Source organism: Streptomyces sp. NPDC102274 (assembly GCF_044766385.1).
In the GTDB taxonomy this organism is placed as follows: domain Bacteria; phylum Actinomycetota; class Actinomycetes; order Streptomycetales; family Streptomycetaceae; genus Streptomyces.
The window spans coordinates 1-16,940 of sequence record NZ_JBIWLW010000043.1 but is presented as its reverse complement, the minus strand read 5'-3'; the positions used below and the strand labels follow the sequence as shown (position 1 = coordinate 16,940).

Here is a 16,940-nt window from a genome sequence, read left to right as displayed (position 1 = left end):
GGTTGAGCGCGCGTACGCCGCCGGGCGCGACCTGGCCCCGATCGGTGGCCGCGCGGTCAGCCGCTCTTCGTGAGCACCCGGCCCGCGAACCGCGCCCGGCGGTCGTCCGTCGCTCCCTCCTGGCGCTCCCGCTCATGTACCCGCGCGAGCAGCAGCGCCGGGTCGGGGTCCGTCTGAAGCGCGGCCAGGAGCAGCAGCCAGAGATCCGACAGCCCCTCCTCGATCTGCCGCCGTCCCTCCAGGGCGTCGGAGACCGTATGCAGCCCGAAGAAGGCGCAGACCAGTCCATGCGCGGCCACTTCGGGACACACGCCCTCGGCGAGCGCTCCCTCGGCGCGGGCCTCTTCGAGCAGCGCGGTGACCGTCTCCAGCCAGCCGACGAAGGGCCGGGGCAACGTGACGTCGATGGCCGCGCGTTCCGCCCACAGCCGGGATCCGGCGCGGATGACGACATCGTCACGGAAAGCCCTGGCCACATCGAAACTCAGGGCGACCAGCCTTTCGAGCGCCGGGCGGTCGGCCGCCTTGTAACGGCCGATCAGCTCCGGCCAGGTCGCGAAATGCTCCTCCACAATGGCCAGGGCCAGATTCTCCTTGCTGGCGTAGTGGAAGTAGATGGCCCCGCTGGTACGGCCGGACCGCGCGCTGATATCGCTGATGCTGGTACCGGCATAGCCGCGCTCATCGAACAAATGTGCCGCGGCCTCCAGGAGAAACCTGCGCGTCGCTTTCGCCCGAACCTGCTCCGCCCGAACCTGCACGTGTACCCCGGATTCCCGTTCCGTTAAATGACAGCACGCAATGTAGCGGCTTTTCGTCCGGGGCGTGACGGCGTGTGGCGGGGGCGGGCTGGGGTGCGCGTATCGGAGAATTGCGATGTTCTTATCGCATGAATACATCGGTTGGTGACATCGTCCGGGAGGTCCGGGCGCTGTCCTGGTCGCGCACCGTCGACCGCGAGATGGTGCATCGCGCTTCCGTGGCGGAGGTCCTGCTCACCGACGTACGTCAGACCGAAAGCGGCGATTTCGAAGCCGCCGCCTCCTGGCCCCGTTCCCATCCGACGTTTCCGCGCGACGGCGCCGATCTGCACAGCCCGTTGATGATCGTCGAGACACTGCGCCAGCTCGGGATCTACATTCCGCTTCGGTATTTCGGGGTCTCGCCGGCCGCGAGTCTGATCATCACCGATCTGTTCTTCGACCTCGACCCCGCGTCCGAGCCGCGGGCGCTCTCCGGCGCCACCGGCGTCACCTGCCGGGTACAGGTCGCCCAGGTGCGCCACGCACCGGACGGTTCCGCGACCGGGCTGCGTCTCCAGGTCTCCTATCTGGCCGACGGAGCGGTCTTCGCGCTGGCCGGCGGCGGTGCGCGGTTCCTCGAACCCGAGCAGTACGGCACCGTACGGGCGGGCCGCGCGGGGGCCGCCGCTCCGTCCGTCGCGTGCGCGAACGGCCGGGTCCGCCCCGATGCCGGGCTGCTGGGGGTGACCGGCGCGCATGATGTCGTGATCGGGATCGAGGGGGCGGCCCTGCTGGTGGACCCGGTGGATATGAGGCATCCCTTCTTCTTCGACCACGCGACGGATCACGTCCCGGGCATGGTCGTACTGGAGGCGGCCCGGCAGGCGGCGGCCCTCGAAAGCGGCGGAAGACTGCTGCGGCCTACCGCCGGTCGGCTGAAGACGGCGCGCTTCATCGAATACACCCCGCCCGCCCGCGTTCTGTGCGTGCCGCACCACGCGACCTGCGTCTTCCGCTTTCTCCAGGACGGCGAGCAGAAGGCCTTTGGGGTCCTCGGCTACCAATAAACAGATTTAGACACTAAATGCAATCACTTGACTGCTGAGAGTAGTTCTCTCTAGCGTAGCGATCGTTATGTTCCTGGCGGTCGCCGGAACTGGCCTTCTCCATAAGGCAGCGCCCGCCTGGGATCGCACCCGCCCGACGACGGGTGACCAACACGCCCGCGGTGCTTCGCACCGTTGCGGCGGCCAGCGCTGCCGCTTTTAGGGCACTCCTGAACGGAAGCACGCGGATGACAGCTCAACGCATCCTTTCCTGGACTCCCTCAGCCATCGTCTTCGACTGCGACGGCACTCTCATGGACACCGAATGCCACTGGCAGGACGCGCGCATTCTGGCGTTGCGCGAGTACGGATTCACCCCTGCTCCCGGCTTCGCGGAGCGGGCCAAAGGGCTCCACTACAGCGAATGCGGACGCCTGATGGCGGACGAGGCGGGACGCTCGGACCTTGGCGAGGAGATGACCGACCGGCTTCTCACGCATTTCCGCGCCCTGGTCGCCGACAACCCCATGACCATGCCCGGCGCACGTCAACTCGTGGAAACGGCAGCGCAGTTCGCTCCGCTCGCCGTCGCCAGCAACTGCCCGCGGGAGGTCGTCGAGTCCTGCCTCGACACCGCGGGCCTGCTCGACCTCTTCGGGCACATCGTGGTGCCCGAGCACGAGATGCGGCCCAAGCCGCATCCGGACGTCTATCTCACCGCGGCCAGGCTCTGCGGCGCCGCCCCGGCCGACACCCTGGCCATCGAGGACTCCCACTGCGGTATCCAGGCCGCGGACCAGGCCGGTATGCGCATCATGGGAGTCGGCCCCTGGCCCGACGCGCGGACCGTCGCGCTGGTGGACCTCTGGGTCCGCTCGCTGGACGAGCCGGAGGTCTCCGGCTGGGCCTCCGGGCGCGTACCGCCGCAGTACTCGCGCTGACCGTCGGCCCCGTCGGTAGCCAAGCGGCCCGGCGGGGCCGGATCGAACGGGAAGTCGCCCTCCCCGGAAAACGGCCTACCATGAGTGCCAGAGGACATATCCGTCCAGAAGCTGCCGCACAGGGAGATGGCCATCGGATGGATGAGGATCGTGCCGGCCGTCTCGTGTCGTCGCTGCGGGCCCGCGGAGTGATGGCCCATCTGGCGCACCTGGGGGTCTACCAGTGCGGGGTGCAGGTCGTGCTCGCCGAGGGCGGCGAGGCGATCTGGGACATCGACGAGGTGCTCGGGCTGCGGGCCGAGGTGGTGGAGGACGGCGTCCTCGTGGGCTTCGTCCCGCATGTTCGGGGCTCCGAGACCTTCACCGAGGAGCAGCTCGTGGCGGCGATCGCCGCCACCCAGTACGACAAGGATGGTCTGCGCCCTCCGGTGGACACGGGCACCGGACCGGACGGCGACGTCGGCGCGGACGTCGGCGGCACGCGCCCGTACGACCGCCGATTCTCCGGCCCCGCGCTGCCGCGATGGGCCGCCCGCCGTGGACTCAGACTCCCCTGGCGCCTTCGCCGGCCGCGATGACCCGTACGCGGGTTCGGCTCCGCACCCGCCCGGATGGGCGTACATATGTGCGGGTACGGCAGCGTGTCACGCGGTCGGTGGTTCTTTCCATGGAATCGCCCCGTGCGTCCCGGCCCTGTGGGCATGCTCATGGGCATGGCTGAGCTTGGTGAGAACGTGCCCGCATACCGGACGATCCGGGTGTCAGGACCGGAGGGGCCGGTCGAGGCGGTGGCCGATGTGGAGGCATGGCGGGCGCGGGAGAGCTATCCGGACATCCTCTCGGCGGGCGGGCCGCTCTTCGGAGTGGTGCGCGAACGCGAGGCGGGCGGCTGGGAGCTGGTCTCGTCGTTCTCGGGGCTGGCCCCGCAGGACGGCCGGGACAACATGGGTTCGCAGTTCCGCAGACGGGCCGAGGAGTGCGAGCAGGCCGGTGACCGGGCCGGATACGAGGAGTGCATGCGGGCCGCCGAGCGGATGGAGTGGGAGACCCTCGACGAGCTGACCGTGCTCGGCGTCCGCCACCGGGTCGCCCGCGCGGAGTGTTACGTACGCTCGGGACCCGACGGACCTGAGCCCCCGCGCCCGACCGACCCGGACCCGATGGAGTGCGGCGAGTCGCACAAGGCCCCGGATCCCACGGCCGGGTTCGTCTTCGACCCCGTCATCGCCACCGGTATGTCCCAGGGCATTCTCAAGGTCGAACTGCTCTCGCTGGTACGCAAGTCGGGCACGGTACCCGACGACATCCGCGACGATTCCCGGATCGCGGCGCGGACGCACCCGGGAGGGGTCCTCCTGCCGGCGACGTTCATGACGGCGGAGAAGGAGTCCGGGCGCTGGCGGCCCGACTCCACCGGGACATGCACCACACCGCAGGGCGCGCGGGACGCCCTCGCCGTCGCGCTGCGCGTCATGATCCCGTGGCAGCTCGGCCTCGAACCGGAGCGGCGCGCACCGTACGTGGCCGCGGCCGACCGGCTCGACGCGGAGCGCGGCGACGAAGTGGAGGTGGAGGGACGGCGGTTCAGGGTGGTACGGATCGAACGCCTGGTCCGTATCGGGCCGGACGGCCCCGAGGGCCCGCGCCCCTCGGACCCCGACCCGCAGCCCCCCGTGATGGTGCAGCACCAGCAGGCCGTCGCGGAGGGGCTGATCTCCGAGGACGACGACGAGGACGCGCCGATCGAACTCGACGAGAGGACGCGGCGGCTGGCGGCGCTCTTCCACGCGGAGGAGGCGCGCCGCAAGGAGGTGCTGGCCCAGCGGCGGGAGCGGGGGCGCGACGCCTGACGGCGCGTAGGAAATCATGGAATCGTGGCCAAGTCGCCGTTCGGCGGCGGGCGCTGACATGGCCGGGCACTCCGGCGGGCACGTCGTCCCGGTCCTGCGGCACGAGCGGCAGCCGCTCGCCGTACTCCCGGCACGCGACGGGCCGCGGCCTCACACCGTCAGCAGACTCGTCCTGGCCGCCCGGTCGATGGGCAGGAACGCGTCGGGCACCGGATCCTGACCCAGGATGAAGCGCAGGATCGAGGCGTGCATCGCCTCGACGGGCGCGAGCGTGGCCGCGGTCTCGACCTCCGAGGCACCCCGCACGCTGTAGGTGGTCATCACATAGGTCTGCGCGGCCTGTTCCTCCAGCTGCAACGCGAGCGCGGCGGCGTCGGCGGCGCTGGTGGCCCTGGCCAGCGTGTCGGTGATCTCCTTCTGGTCGGAGAGCGGCACATCCCTGAGGGCGGGCTTGCCGGCGCGGGTCAGGACGGCGTTCCAAGTCCTGGCGTGGTCGGTGTGCTGCGCCTTCGCCTGGGCGAGGAAGCTCCTCAGCGCGGGCGGTACGGTCCCGAGTCTGCCCGCCCCGACCGCGTCCAACGCCGACGTATAGACGCCCACGACCTGGTTCTCCAGCGCGACCGCCAGCGCGACCGTCCGCAGATCGCCGGGGTAGGCGACCCGGTGCGCGATCACGCTGGCCCGGTCGACGGGCGACCGCGAGGACAGGGCCTCCTCGCCGGAGCAGGCCGCCAGCAGGAACGCGGCCCCCGCGCCTGACGCCCCCAGCAGGAACCTCCGGCGGTCGGCGCCGCGCGCCCCAGCCTCTTCGGTGGGACCGGCGACGGGCAGCTCCCGGCCGCCCCGTTCGGGTGCGGCGTTCACCGCACGGCCCCTTCGGAGATCGGCGAAGCGTTGACCGTCGGATAGAAGGCGTCGGGGAATCCGGCCGTCCCGACGGCGGCGGGCAGTGCGGCGGCGTCCGTCGGAATCGCGATCAGATCGCCGTCGCCCGAGCCGAGCAGTAGCTGAACGGTCAGCAGCGTGGCGCGGTGCTGGGCCTCGACGGGCGCGACGGAGGCGAAGAGCCGGCGCAGTCGCGCGGTGCCGACCCGGCCCACGTTCATGGCGTACGTCTGCGCGGCCACGTCCTCCAGCGAGAGGGCGAGCGCGACCACGTCCGCGGGGGTTTTGGCGGTCGGCAGCGCCTGCTGGACGACGGCCGCGTACTTCGGGTCGGTCCCGGTCTGTGGCCTGCCGCCCGCCTGGACGGCGGCCGTGTTGAACGCCTTGACGTGTTCCTCGTGCTGCTGGGTGGTGGCGGCGATGAACTCCTGGATCGTCGCGTTGCCGTCTTTGATGAACGGCAGCGAGGCGGCGGTCCGGTAGACGCCGACCGCGAGGTTCTCCAGTGAGGCCGCCGTCTGCAGCGCCATGATGTCGTCCCGCGTCGTGGGTTCCAGTGGCCGGGTGTCGATGTGTTCCGCGCCCATCACGCCCCCTCTTTCCTCGGCGCCCGCACCACCGCGGGTACGCGCTCTGTCACCGACACATTCGCGACGCGGGCGCCGCCGAATTGTGGGACATACCGGACGCCGTGGGGGTGTTTCACCTCTTCGGCGCAGTACACGGCTGCCCCGTCGCCGTACCCGGCGACGGGGCAGTGTCGGAGCCGGACTGCGGCCGTGTTTCCGCTACTCCTTGACCGCGCCCGAGTTGGCGCCGTTGACGAAGTAGCGCTGGAAGCAGAAGAACAGCGCGGCCACCGGCAGGGTGGAGAGCAGCGCCGCCGCCAGCTTCAGCGGATACTGCGTGCCGCCGCCGAGACCGCCCGAGACGAAGCGGGCCAGACCCGTGGTGAGCGTCTCGTACTGGCCGGACTGGGTGGCGACCAGGAAGTGCGTGAACTCGTTCCACGATCCCTGGAACGACAGGATCGTCAGCGTGATCAGCGCGGGCCTGGCCATCGGCAGGACCACCGACCAGAAGATCCGGAACACCCCCGCCCCGTCGACCCGTGCCGCTTCCTCGACCTCACGCGGCACCGACTCGAAGAACTGCTTCATGATGAAGATGCCCGCCGCGTCCACCATCAGCGGCAGGATCATGCCGGTGTAGGTGTCGAAGATCCCGAAGGTGTTGAGCACCAGGAACTTCGGGATGAGCAGGGCCACCCCGGGCACCGCCATCACGGCGAGCACGAAGCCGAAGAGCACCTTGCGGCCCCGGAAGCGCAGCCGCGCCAGCGCGTACCCGGCCATCGAGTCGAACAGCACCCGGCCCGCGGTCACGATCACCGCGACCAGCGCCGAGTTGGAGAGCCAGCGCAGGAAGGGCACACCGTCCGCCGACTCGCTCAGCCCGAACAGCCGCTGGTAGGCCGCCGTCGTCGGAGTGGTCGGCAGCAGGGAGAGCGGATGCGCCGCCGCGTCCGGGTCCGTCTTGAAACCGGTCACCAACTGGAGGAGGAACGGCAGCAGATAGAGCATCGCCACCCCCACCACCAGGGCGTACCCCACCACCCGCAGTGGGACCGGGAACCGTCCCAGGACCGGCGGGCGGGCCGGGTTGCGCGCGGCGCGCCGGAGCCGGGCCCGCTCGACCCGGTCGCGTACGGCCGTACCACCGGCGCTCATCGCTTCCTCCCCTTACGTTCGCCGCGCTCCCGCAGGGCCCAGCGCTGGAACCCGGTCAGACAGAGGATCAGGGTGAGCAGGACGAACGCGATCGCCGCACCCTGGCCGAAGTCGGCGTTGTCGAAGCCCGCGGAGTACGACAGGAACGCGGGTGTGAGCGTCGTATTGCCCGGGGCCCCCTGGCCCATCACATAGACCTGGTCGAAGACCTGCCAGGTGGAGATCAGTCCCAGGGTGAGCACCAGGAACAGCACGGGACGCAGCGCGGGAAGCGTCACGTACCGCAGCAGCTGACGGCGGTTGACCCCTTCCAGGGCGGCCGACTCCTCCAGCTCCCGGGGGATGTCCTGGAGCGCCGCGAGGAAGATCAGCATGAAGGTGCCCGAGGTCGTCCACACGGACAGCAGGATGATCGTGCACATCGCGATCGAGGGGCCTGACAGCCACTCGAACCACGACAGCCCCATGAAGGCGTGGTCCGCCAGCATCCCGGAGGGCCGTTCGGGATCGACGATCCCGAGGCCGCCCAGGATCAGGGAGAGCACCCCGCGCGGGTCCGCGAACCAGTTCGGTCCCTTCACCCCGATCCACGACAGCAGGGAGTTGACCGCCCCGCTGCCCTGGAAGAGGAAGAGGAAGACCGTGGACACGGCGATGGAGCTGGTGACCGACGGGAAGAAGAAGGTCGTACGCAGCGCGCCGCGCGCCCGCAGCAGCTTCTGGTTCACGATCAGGGCCAGGCCCAGCGCCAGCCCGGTCTGCAGGGGCACGGTCAGCAGGACGTAATAGGCGTTGTTGCGCAGGGCGGTCGCGAAGAGGGTGCGGTCGAGACCGTCCTGTGTGAACAGCGTCCGGTAGTTGTCCAGGCCCACGAAGTCGGCGTCGCCGCTGAACGGGTTGGACTGTCCGTCCCAGTTCAGCAGGCTCACCCACAGTGCCATGAGGATGGGCAGTACCAGGAAGAGCCCGAGGACCACCACCATGGGGCTGACGAACAGCCAGCCCCAGGTGCCTTCCCGGCGCTGGTCCCCGCGACGGCCCGCGCGCGGGGCGCGGGCGCGGGCCGTCGCGGTCGTACCGGTCACGCCGGGCGTGTCAGGTTCGCCCGGCCTGCCGGTCGATCGGTGTGCGCGGTGCGCGCGCACAGTACGGAGGGGCATGGGGCTCAGTTGCCCTTCGCGATCGCCTGTTCGCCGTTGCGCTGGAGGTCGGCGAGGATCTTCTTCGGATCAGCCGTACGCAGCGACTGGAGGTCGGTGTTGAACTGGCTCAGCACCTTGTCGAAGCCGGCGATGGTGACCGGTCCCTGCGCGTACGCGCTGCCGTCCACCCACGCCTTGGCCTGCGGCGTCCGCTCGGCGTACGTCGTGAGCGCGCTCGTCCGCGACGGCATGACACCGAACGCGTCGGCGAAGGCGAGCTGCTGGTCGGCGGAGGTCAGGTGCTTGACGAGGTCGACGCTCGCGGCGCGGTGGGTGCTGTCGGCGGCGACGCCCCAGCAGGTGCTGAAGGCGAGCGTGCCCTCGCCCTTCGGACCCGCGGGCAGCGGGGCGACGGAGTACTTCACGTCCGGGTAGTCGAGCTTCATACCGCCGTCGAGCCAGTTGCCCTCGATGGTCATCGCGGCCTTGCCCTTGCCGAGCGCCTCACCGCCCCAGCTGGTGTCCACCTGCTTGGCGAACTTCATCGAGCCCGACTTCAGCATCGACTGGACGAAGGCGAGACCCTCGGCGTTCTCCGGGGTGTCGGCGGTCATCTTCTTCTGGTCCGCGTCGGTGAGCCAGCCGCCCGCCTGCTTCATGAAGACGCCGAGGCGCTGGTACTCGTCGCTGGTCACCAGGCCGGTGACGCCGTTGGCGGTGAGCTTGTCCGCGACGCTCTGGAGTTCCTTCCAGTTCTTCGGGTAGTCCTTCTCCGTCAGCCCGGCCTTCTTCCACAGGTCGGAGTTGATGGCGAGACCGAGGGTGGAGGTGTCCTTGGGCAGGCACACCTGCTTCCCCTCGTACGAGAAGGACGAGAGCAGCTGCTGGGAGAAGTCCGAGGCGTCGGATATCTGGTCGCCGTAGGCGTAGAGCGAGCCGCCCTTGGCGTAGTTCGCGAACTGGTCGGAGTTGACGTAGAAGACGTCCGGCGGCTTGTGCCCGGCGAAGGCCTGCGCAAGCTGCTGGTTCATGTCCTTGGCGACCTCGACGGTCACCGTGTTGCCGGACGTCTTCGCGTACGAGGCGGCGGCGGCCTTCACGGCCTGGGTCTCGGCGTCACCCGAGGTGGCGATCAGAACGGTCAGGTTCTGCTTCTCGGCCTTGTCCTGTGCCTGGTCCTTGCCACTGTCGAAGTTGGACGAGCAGCCGGTGGCGGCCAGGAGCGCCGCGCAGGTGACGAGTGCGGCGGCGGCGGCCGTGCGGGTGACCATGAATTCCTCCAGAAGAGATGAAACGTGCGACTCAGAAGCCTTGGAAGGGCGTGTGGTGAATCGGTGACCCGGAAGCGTTCTTCGCTCCGGGGCGCTGGTGGGCGCGGTCAGCTTCCCGGGGCGGGTGTGCTGTCGCGGATGACAAGGGACGGTTCGAGCAGGACACGCTCGGGCGGGGCACCGGGCTCCGACATCCGGGCGAGCAGCAGACGTACGCACTCGCGGCCGACGGCCTCCAGAGGCTGGGCGACGGTGGACAGACCGGGGGAGAGCAGGGCCGCGGTGGGGGAGTCGTCGAAGCCGATGACGGCGACGTCCTTGCCCGGCAGGGCCTTGCGCTCGCGCAGCGCCTGGTAGCAGCCCATCGCGAGCATGTCGCTGGCGGCGATCACGGCCGTCGCCCCCGCGTCGAGCAGCGGTCCCACGGCGGCCCGCGCCGAGGAGCTGTCATCGAGGCTCTGCGCGCGCCGGCCGCGTACCGGCAGACCGTGCCGGCGCATGGCGCGCTGCCAGCCCTCGGCCCGGTCGTCACCGACACCGGAGCCGCGCGGCCAGCCGAGGAACACGATTTTTCGATGCCCCAGGGCCACCAGGTGTTCGACCGCGGCGTCCGTGCCCGAGGCGCCGTCGACATCCGCCCAGTCGCCTATCTGCCGGCCCGACCACATCCGTCCGAAGCCCACGAACGGTATGCCGCGCTTGGCCAGCCAGGTCTGACGAGGGTCGCCGCGGTCGGTGCCGCTGAGCACGAACCCGTCGACGCTGTGCAGATCGATCAGCTCTTCGTGCCCGTCCAGACTGGCGTGGCCGGGCGGCGAGGCGAACAGCAGGATCCGGTAGCCCGCCTCGTCGGCCGCCTGGGACAGCGCGTGCAGGAAGCGGTCCATGACCGGCGCCGAGTTCCCCGGCGCGGGACGTATGCCGTAGCCGATGAGCTTGCTGGAGCGGGTGCGCAGCGTCTGCGCCGCCCGGTGCGGGCGGTACCCCATCTCGTCGATGGTGCGCTGGACCCGCTCCAGTGTTTCGGAGCGCAGCAGTTCGGGCGAATTGAGGGCATTTGACACTGTCTGCGGAGAGACCCCTGCGCGCCGCGCGACCATGGCCAGAGTCACCGGACCGGCCTTGGTCGGGGGCGCGTTGGGTGGGCGGGGCATGACTGTCTCCGGAACGGTTCGTGCGAATCAACGAGTTGATTGGAGCGTTCTAATGCCATTGTCAACGAGCTGATGTCGTCGTTAGGGTTCTTGGAACGCTCCAATGACTGAGAGGTTCTGCTCTGTTGTCCACTACTGTCAAGACCCACGACGCTATGAACTCCGACGCAGCCGCGGTCCGCTCGGCCGAGGGCCTCCAGCCGTTCCTGCATGACGCCTGTGTGACGCTGTACGCGCCGAGCTTCGCGATTTCCCACGCGGACGGACAGATCGACGGCGGCGCCGAAGGCTTCTACCACAGCGACAGCAGAGCGCTGGCCCGGCTGACGGTCGAGGCCGACGGGATCGCGATCGCGCCGGTACGCGGAGCCTTCGACGGTGCGGACCGGGCGGCCTTCCGCGGAGTGCTGCGCGGCCTCGGCGAGGTGACCCCGGACCCGGCGGTCACCCTGCACCGCAGGCGGCGCGTCACCCCCGGGCTGCTGGAGGAGACGCTCGAACTCTCCAACGCGGGAGTGCGGAACGTCCGCGTCCGGCTGATCGTCACCGCCGCCACCGACCTCGCCGCGATGGAGCGCGTCAAGACCGGGCACCCGCAGAGCCCGGTTCCCGCGACCGCCATCGCGCACGGACTCGGCTGGTCCAAGGAGGCGTTCGCCGTAAGCCTCACCTCAACCCCGGCGCCCACCGCCGTCGACCCGGCGTCCGGGCGGCTGGAGTACGACATCGAACTGGCGCCCGGAGCGGTCTGGACCGCCGTTCTGCACTGTGACGCCGCTCACGAGGACGGCGACCAGTTCCCCGCCCCCACGGCGGACAGCGTGCCCTGGCGCACCCCGGTGCTGCGCAGCGCCGACCGGCGCTTCGACCACTGGCTCAGCCAGTCGGCTGCCGACCTCGACCGGCTGCGCCTCACCGACTCCGAGGCGCCCGCCGACCAGTTCCTGGCCGCCGGAGCCCCCTGGTTCCTCACGCTCTTCGGCCGTGACTCCCTGTGGGCGGCCCGGATGCTGCTGCCGCTGGGCACCGAACTCGCCGCCGGTACGCTGCGTACGCTCGCGCGCCGCCAGGGCGTCACGTCCGATCAGGACACCGAGGAGCAGCCCGGCAAGATCCTGCACGAGGTGCGCCGCGGGACCCAGGACTTCCGCGACGACTTCTCGCTGCCGCCGTCCTACTACGGCACGGTCGACGCCACCCCGCTGTGGATCACGCTGCTGCACGACTCCTGGCGCTGGGGGCTCGCCCCCGACCAGGTCGAACAGCTGCTGCCGCACGCCGAGTCCGCCCTCGCCTGGATGCGTGACCACGGTGACGCCGACGGCGACGGCTTCCTGAAGTACATCGACCACACCGGACGCGGTCTGGCCAACCAGGGCTGGAAGGACTCCGGCGACTCCATCCGGCACCGTGACGGACGCCTCGCCACCTCTCCGATCGCGCTGTGCGAGGTCCAGGCGTACGCGTACGAGGCGGCCCGCGGCGGCGCCGCGCTGCTGCGCGCCTTCGGCCGGCCCGGCGCCGACCAGTGGGAGGAGTGGGCCGAGCGGCTCTCCGACCGGTTCCGCAGCCACTTCTGGGTGGAGGACGAGCGCGGCGCCTATCCGGCCGTCGCCCTCGACCGGGACAAGCGGCCGGTGGACTCGGTCACCTCGGGCTTCGGCCATCTGCTGGGCACGGGCCTGCTCAACCACGAGGAGAGCGCCCTGCTGGCCGCCCGGCTCAGCGCGCCCGACCTCGACTCGGGCCATGGCCTGCGCACCCTGAGCAGCGACTCCGTGGGCTACAACCCGTACGGCTATCACATCGGTTCCATCTGGCCGCACGACACCGCGATCGCGGTGCACGGGCTGACCAGGGCCGGATTCCCGGACGCCGCGGCGGGGCTCGCCGCGGGGCTGTTGACCGCCTCCGCGGGCTTCGACGCCCGGCTGCCCGAGCTGTTCGCCGGCCATGGCTCGGCGACCGACTCGGTGCCCTCAGCCTATCCGGCGTCCTGCCGGCCGCAGGCGTGGGCGGCCGCCTCGTCCGTCGTGGTCCTCCAGTCCGTGCTGGGGCTCTCGGCCGATGTTCCCGGTGGCACGCTCACCGTCGCGCCCGCGTTCGCCGAGGCGTACCGGCCGCTGAAGGTGGAGGGTCTCGATGTCGCGGGCGGGCGCCTGGACATCTCCGTGGCCGCCGACGGTACGGCGCACATCGAGGCGCCGGCGGGTCTGGAGGTGAAGAGGGAGTCCGTGACGCCCCGTTGAGGCCGAGTGCGCGTGGTGTGAGGATGGGACCCCGGCCGGACAGCCCTTGGGTGGACAGGCTCCGGGGGGCGGGGTCCCGTCGGCGGATTCCGGTCACGGCCGGCGAAGCCGGTCCCCTCCCGGGCCGTGTCGCTATTGGGCCGAACGGGTGAGGCGCGGGAGGATGGCCGGATGCAGACACAGCGCACGGGCGGGGTGGTCCGATGAGTCGCTACGGCAGGTACGACGGATACGACGCCACCGATGAGCAGTGGGAGGGCCTGGCCCAGGTCGTTCCGCTGCGTGGCCGCAACGAGTGGCCCTCGCGGGTCGATCACCGCACCGTCCCCCAGGACTTCCAGGCGGAGAACCGGCGCTTCATCGTGCTGCGCGTGCAGGTGTTCGCGGACGCGCGGGAGGTCGCCGACCATCTGATCGCCCGGATTCCGGTGCTGCTGGATCTGACCGGCGCGGAGCCCGATGTGGCCAAACGCATCCTGGACTTCAGCAGCGGAGTCGTCTTCGGGCTCGGCAGCGGGATGCACCGGGTCGACAGGAACGTCTTCCTGCTGGCCCCCATCGGCACGGAGGTCGAGGGGATCGCGGCGGACGCCGTCCCCCGATCGTAGGAAGGTGGCCAAGGCGTAACGGTTCGGCAGCTTTTGGGCCGCATACGGTCCGGCCATGGAAGCAACCCGCGCGCGTCCCACCATCACCGAACTGCGGCTCTCTGCCTTCACCTCGCATCGCGGAGCGGCTTTTCCCCTGGGCCCCATGACGCTGTTCACCGGAGCGAGCGGCAGCGGTAAGTCCACGGCCCTGCGGGCCTACGAGTCGCTCGCCAGGCTCGGCGCGGGCGTGCCCCTCGCCGAGGTCTTCCCGGATCCGGTCGCCTGCGTTCCGGAACGGGCCGCGCCCGACGCCCAGGGACGGCGCGGTTTCCGGATCGGCTGCACCGTCGACGGCCCGGTCGGTCCCGTACGGCTCGATCTCGCCGTCCAGGCCGAGCCCGAACTCCGTATCGTCGGCGAACGGTTGACCGGCCGCGGGCAGACCCTGCTCACCACGGCGCTGCGCGACCCGGGGCGTCCTACGGTCCAGGCGGCCTGGCACACGGCAGGTGCCGTGCCGGTGACCCGGGCCCCGCTGCCCGACGACCGGCTCGGCACGGCGCTGCTCCCGCTGCGGGTGGGAGGCCGTACGGAGGGCGAGTCGCTGGTGCTCGCCGCCGCGGAACAGACCGTGCTGGCCCTGCGCTCCGTCTTCGTCTGCGACCCGCAGCCCCAGCTCATGCGGCATCCGGTGGCCGCCGGAATGGGGCGGCTGCGCCGCGGCTGCGAGAATCTGGCGGCGGTGCTCGACCGGACGCTCGACCGCTCGGGCGACGGCTGCGCCCGCCGGCGGGCCCGGCTGGCCGCGGCGGCGCGGGCCGGATGCGCGGGGCCGGTGACGGAACTCGCCGTCGAGCAGCTCGCCGACGGTACGGTACGGGCGCTGCTCGCCCGGGACGCCTCGGGCGCCAGGGCGGCCACTCCCGTGGGCCGGCTCGGCGAGGGCGAGCTGAGATATCTGGCGCTCGCGCTCGTCCTGCTCACCGGTCCGGGCGTGCTGGCCGTGGGCCAGACCTCCGAGGTACCCCCGGCGCTGCGGTCGCTCACCGTCCTCGCGGACGGATTCGACCGGAGCCTGGACCGGCGGCAAGCGGGCGAACTGCTCTCGCTGGCCTCGGCGGTCTGCGCGGAGGGGAAGATCGGCCTGGTCGGGGCGGTCGGTGACGCCTCCCGCGCGCGGGGGGCCGCCGGGGTGACGGTGGTAGACCTGGACCCGTGACGGAACTCGATGTAGCGGGAATGCAGCGCAGACTGGCCCGGTTCGCGGCGGCGCGCGACTGGGAGCAGTACCACACCCCCAAGAATCTGGTGGCGGCGCTGAGCGTCGAGGCGTCGGAGCTGCTGGAGATCTTCCAGTGGTTGACGCCCGAGCAGTCGGCGCGGGTGATGGAGGACCCGGAGTCGGCCCACCGGGTCTCGGACGAGGTCGCGGACGTGCTCGCCTATCTGCTCCAGTTTTGCGAGGTGCTGGGGATCGACCCGCTCGTGGCACTCGCCGCCAAGATGGACCGGAATGAGGTCCGCTACCCGCCCAAGCGACCGACGGATGGCCGCGAATCACCCTGATCGTCACTCTACGGAGTGGGCAAGTTATGCACAACGAGCCTGCTGTCCAGAGATTTCCGCATTGCTCTGGCCTTTCCGTCGCCAATCCCTCACTCTGGGTAGTGGAGTTGCGCGGGCAGGATTGTCGTACGAACGGGGCTGCGGATGGATGCGGAACGGCTCATCGGAGTGAGCCGGCATGCCCTTGCCGGGAGCACGGACGAATGGGATGTCATCGCGGAGGCGTGGCAGGCGCAGAGCCTCGCCCGAGCGATCGGCGTCCAGTTGGCGCTGAACGGACCGAAGGAGCTGAAGAGCGAGGCGCGGGAGCTGGCCGACGGGGGCGCGAGCGACTGCGGATTACCGGACGGGCGGGCCGACGGGTCGCCGGACGGCTTACCGGACCGTCCGGGGCCGCGCATCGGCCGGGTGCGGGCCGGACAGCTCTCCGGGGTGGCCGACATCCGGGCGGCCCTGACCGGACTCGGCGCGCTGCTGGGCGAGGTCGGGATCGCGCTGGTGGCAGTGGCGTGTGCCACGGACGAGGAGGGGCTGTACTGGCAGTGCATCGACGCGATCGACGCGGCCGACGAGTCCAACGACCGGGTGGGCGTGATGCTGCGCCTGCTCGTGGCGCGGGACCGCGAGCGGGAGCGGGAGTGGGCGCGCCAGCGGGAGGAGCGGCAGCTGGGGCTGGAGTGGCAGCGGCAGAGGGAGCGGGAGAGCAGGATCGGCAGGGAGGGGAGAGGGGAGCCCTGCCCGAAGGTGCAGGATGGAGGACATGGATCTTCGAATCTTCACCGAGCCCCAGCAAGGGGCGAGCTACGAGACACTGCTGACCGTGGCCAAGGCCACCGAGGACCTGGGCTTTGACGCCTTTTTCCGGTCCGATCACTATCTGAAGATGGGGTCCGCCGACGGGCTCCCCGGGCCCACGGACGCCTGGATCACCCTGGCCGGGCTGGCCAGGGAGACCAAGCGGATCCGCCTCGGCACGCTGATGACGGCCGGTACGTTCCGGCTGCCGGGTGTGCTGGCCATCCAGGTCGCGCAGGTGGACCAGATGTCCGGCGGCCGGATCGAACTGGGCCTGGGCGCGGGCTGGTTCGAGGAGGAGCACAAGGCGTACGGAATTCCGTTCCCCAAGGAGAAGTTCGCCCGGCTGGAGGAGCAACTGGCGATCGTGACCGGCCTCTGGGCCACGGAGACCGGCCGTACCTTCTCGTACGACGGTACGCACTACCAGCTGACCGACTCACCCGCGCTGCCCAAGCCCGCGCAGAGCAAGGTGCCGATCCTGATCGGCGGCCATGGCGCCAAGCGCACACCGCGGCTGACCGCGCAGTACGCGGACGAGTTCAATCTCCCGTTCGCCTCCATCGAGGACACCGAGCGGCAGTTCGCCCGGGTGCGGGCCGCCGCCGAGGCCGTGGGGCGCAAGGCGGACGATCTTGTGTACTCGAACGCGCTGATCGTGTGCGTCGGCAAGGACGACGCGGAGGTGGCCCGCCGGGCCGCCTCCCTCGGACGGGAGGTGGGTGAGCTGAAGGTGAACGGGCTCGCGGGCTCGCCCGACGAGGTGGTCGACAAGATCGGCCGTTATGGCGCCGTCGGCTCGTCGCGGATCTATCTCCAGGTGATGGATCTGGACGATCTGGACCATCTGGAGCTGATCGCCTCACAGGTTCAGACCCAGCTGCACTAGGGTGTGTCTGACAATGATCATGTCGCTGGTTGGCGGAGCCAGAGGATGAGTGAGGCGAGTTGGAGTCCGGCTCGGTAGCGGGTGGCGAG

Annotated in this window: 16 protein-coding genes and 1 pseudogene; 10 read left to right on the top strand and 7 right to left on the bottom strand. The window is 70.5% G+C overall.

Going from position 1 to position 16,940, the window contains the following annotated elements; genetic code table 11:
- Positions 1–56: 56 nt before the first annotated feature.
- Complete coding sequence (locus ACIRQP_RS36515; protein WP_403898420.1) at positions 57–692, bottom strand: ScbR family autoregulator-binding transcription factor; 636 nt, start codon at positions 690–692, stop codon at positions 57–59.
- A 197-nt stretch (positions 693–889) separates the two neighbouring features.
- On the opposite strand from ACIRQP_RS36515, the gene ACIRQP_RS36510 reads away from it, so the two are divergent.
- The 4 genes from ACIRQP_RS36510 to ACIRQP_RS36495 all read left to right on the top strand — a co-directional run bounded on the left by ACIRQP_RS36510 (position 890) and on the right by ACIRQP_RS36495 (position 4,580).
- The gene (locus ACIRQP_RS36510; protein WP_403898417.1) at positions 890–1,810 is read left to right on the top strand and encodes a ScbA/BarX family gamma-butyrolactone biosynthesis protein; all 921 of its coding nucleotides are present in this window, start codon (positions 890–892) and stop codon (positions 1,808–1,810) included.
- A gap of 227 nt (positions 1,811–2,037) precedes the next feature.
- Positions 2,038–2,730 (top strand): HAD family hydrolase, encoded by a 693-nt coding sequence (locus ACIRQP_RS36505; protein WP_403898414.1) that lies wholly within the window; start codon positions 2,038–2,040, stop codon positions 2,728–2,730.
- A 137-nt stretch (positions 2,731–2,867) separates the two neighbouring features.
- Entirely contained in the window at positions 2,868–3,308 is a 441-nt protein-coding gene (locus tag ACIRQP_RS36500; protein ID WP_403898411.1) for a hypothetical protein, read from the top strand.
- Between the two features lie 135 nt (positions 3,309–3,443).
- Complete coding sequence (locus ACIRQP_RS36495; RefSeq protein WP_403898409.1) at positions 3,444–4,580, top strand: DUF5954 family protein; 1,137 nt, start codon at positions 3,444–3,446, stop codon at positions 4,578–4,580.
- A 150-nt stretch (positions 4,581–4,730) separates the two neighbouring features.
- On the opposite strand, the gene ACIRQP_RS36490 is transcribed toward ACIRQP_RS36495, so the two are convergent.
- The 6 genes from ACIRQP_RS36490 to ACIRQP_RS36465 all read right to left on the bottom strand — a co-directional run bounded on the left by ACIRQP_RS36490 (position 4,731) and on the right by ACIRQP_RS36465 (position 10,762).
- Positions 4,731–5,444, bottom strand: a complete 714-nt coding sequence (locus ACIRQP_RS36490) for a ferritin-like domain-containing protein (protein WP_403898406.1) — start codon at positions 5,442–5,444, stop codon at positions 4,731–4,733.
- A complete protein-coding gene (locus ACIRQP_RS36485; protein ID WP_403898403.1) occupies positions 5,441–6,052 on the bottom strand; it encodes a ferritin-like domain-containing protein in 612 nt (203 codons plus the stop codon). Before ACIRQP_RS36485 ends, ACIRQP_RS36490 begins: the two co-directional genes overlap by 4 nt.
- Positions 6,053–6,253: 201 nt before the next feature.
- Positions 6,254–7,195, bottom strand: a complete 942-nt coding sequence (locus tag ACIRQP_RS36480) for a carbohydrate ABC transporter permease (RefSeq protein WP_403898401.1) — start codon at positions 7,193–7,195, stop codon at positions 6,254–6,256.
- The gene (locus tag ACIRQP_RS36475; protein ID WP_403898398.1) at positions 7,192–8,280 is read right to left on the bottom strand and encodes a carbohydrate ABC transporter permease; all 1,089 of its coding nucleotides are present in this window, start codon (positions 8,278–8,280) and stop codon (positions 7,192–7,194) included. The genes ACIRQP_RS36480 and ACIRQP_RS36475 overlap by 4 nt, the downstream gene beginning before the upstream one ends.
- Positions 8,281–8,360: 80 nt before the next feature.
- On the bottom strand, positions 8,361–9,608 hold the full coding sequence (locus tag ACIRQP_RS36470; protein ID WP_403898396.1) for an extracellular solute-binding protein: 1,248 nt from the start codon (positions 9,606–9,608) through the stop codon (positions 8,361–8,363).
- A 107-nt stretch (positions 9,609–9,715) separates the two neighbouring features.
- Entirely contained in the window at positions 9,716–10,762 is a 1,047-nt protein-coding gene (locus tag ACIRQP_RS36465) for a LacI family DNA-binding transcriptional regulator (RefSeq protein WP_403898393.1), read from the bottom strand.
- A gap of 155 nt (positions 10,763–10,917) precedes the next feature.
- Here ACIRQP_RS36465 and ACIRQP_RS36460 point away from each other — a divergent pair, with 155 nt between their 5' ends.
- From ACIRQP_RS36460 to ACIRQP_RS36435, 6 genes and pseudogenes are all read left to right on the top strand, one after another.
- Positions 10,918–13,011: a glycogen debranching N-terminal domain-containing protein gene (locus ACIRQP_RS36460; protein WP_403898390.1), complete on the top strand. Its 2,094-nt coding sequence runs from the start codon at positions 10,918–10,920 to the stop codon at positions 13,009–13,011.
- 203 nt (positions 13,012–13,214) lie between these two features.
- A complete protein-coding gene (locus ACIRQP_RS36455; protein WP_403898387.1) occupies positions 13,215–13,619 on the top strand; it encodes a cell division protein SepF in 405 nt (134 codons plus the stop codon).
- 55 nt (positions 13,620–13,674) lie between these two features.
- Positions 13,675–14,820 (top strand): ATP-binding protein, encoded by a 1,146-nt coding sequence (locus ACIRQP_RS36450; protein ID WP_403898385.1) that lies wholly within the window; start codon positions 13,675–13,677, stop codon positions 14,818–14,820.
- 20 nt (positions 14,821–14,840) lie between these two features.
- Positions 14,841–15,167 carry a nucleotide pyrophosphohydrolase gene (locus ACIRQP_RS36445; RefSeq protein WP_403898497.1) on the top strand — a complete coding sequence of 109 codons (327 nt, stop codon included), beginning with the start codon at positions 14,841–14,843 and terminating at the stop codon, positions 15,165–15,167.
- Positions 15,168–15,311: 144 nt separating this feature from the next.
- A pseudogene (locus ACIRQP_RS36440) lies at positions 15,312–15,803 on the top strand (DUF6099 family protein); the annotation flags it as partial.
- A 124-nt stretch (positions 15,804–15,927) separates the two neighbouring features.
- The gene (locus ACIRQP_RS36435; RefSeq protein ID WP_403898381.1) at positions 15,928–16,851 is read left to right on the top strand and encodes an LLM class F420-dependent oxidoreductase; all 924 of its coding nucleotides are present in this window, start codon (positions 15,928–15,930) and stop codon (positions 16,849–16,851) included.
- Positions 16,852–16,940: the final 89 nt, after the last annotated feature.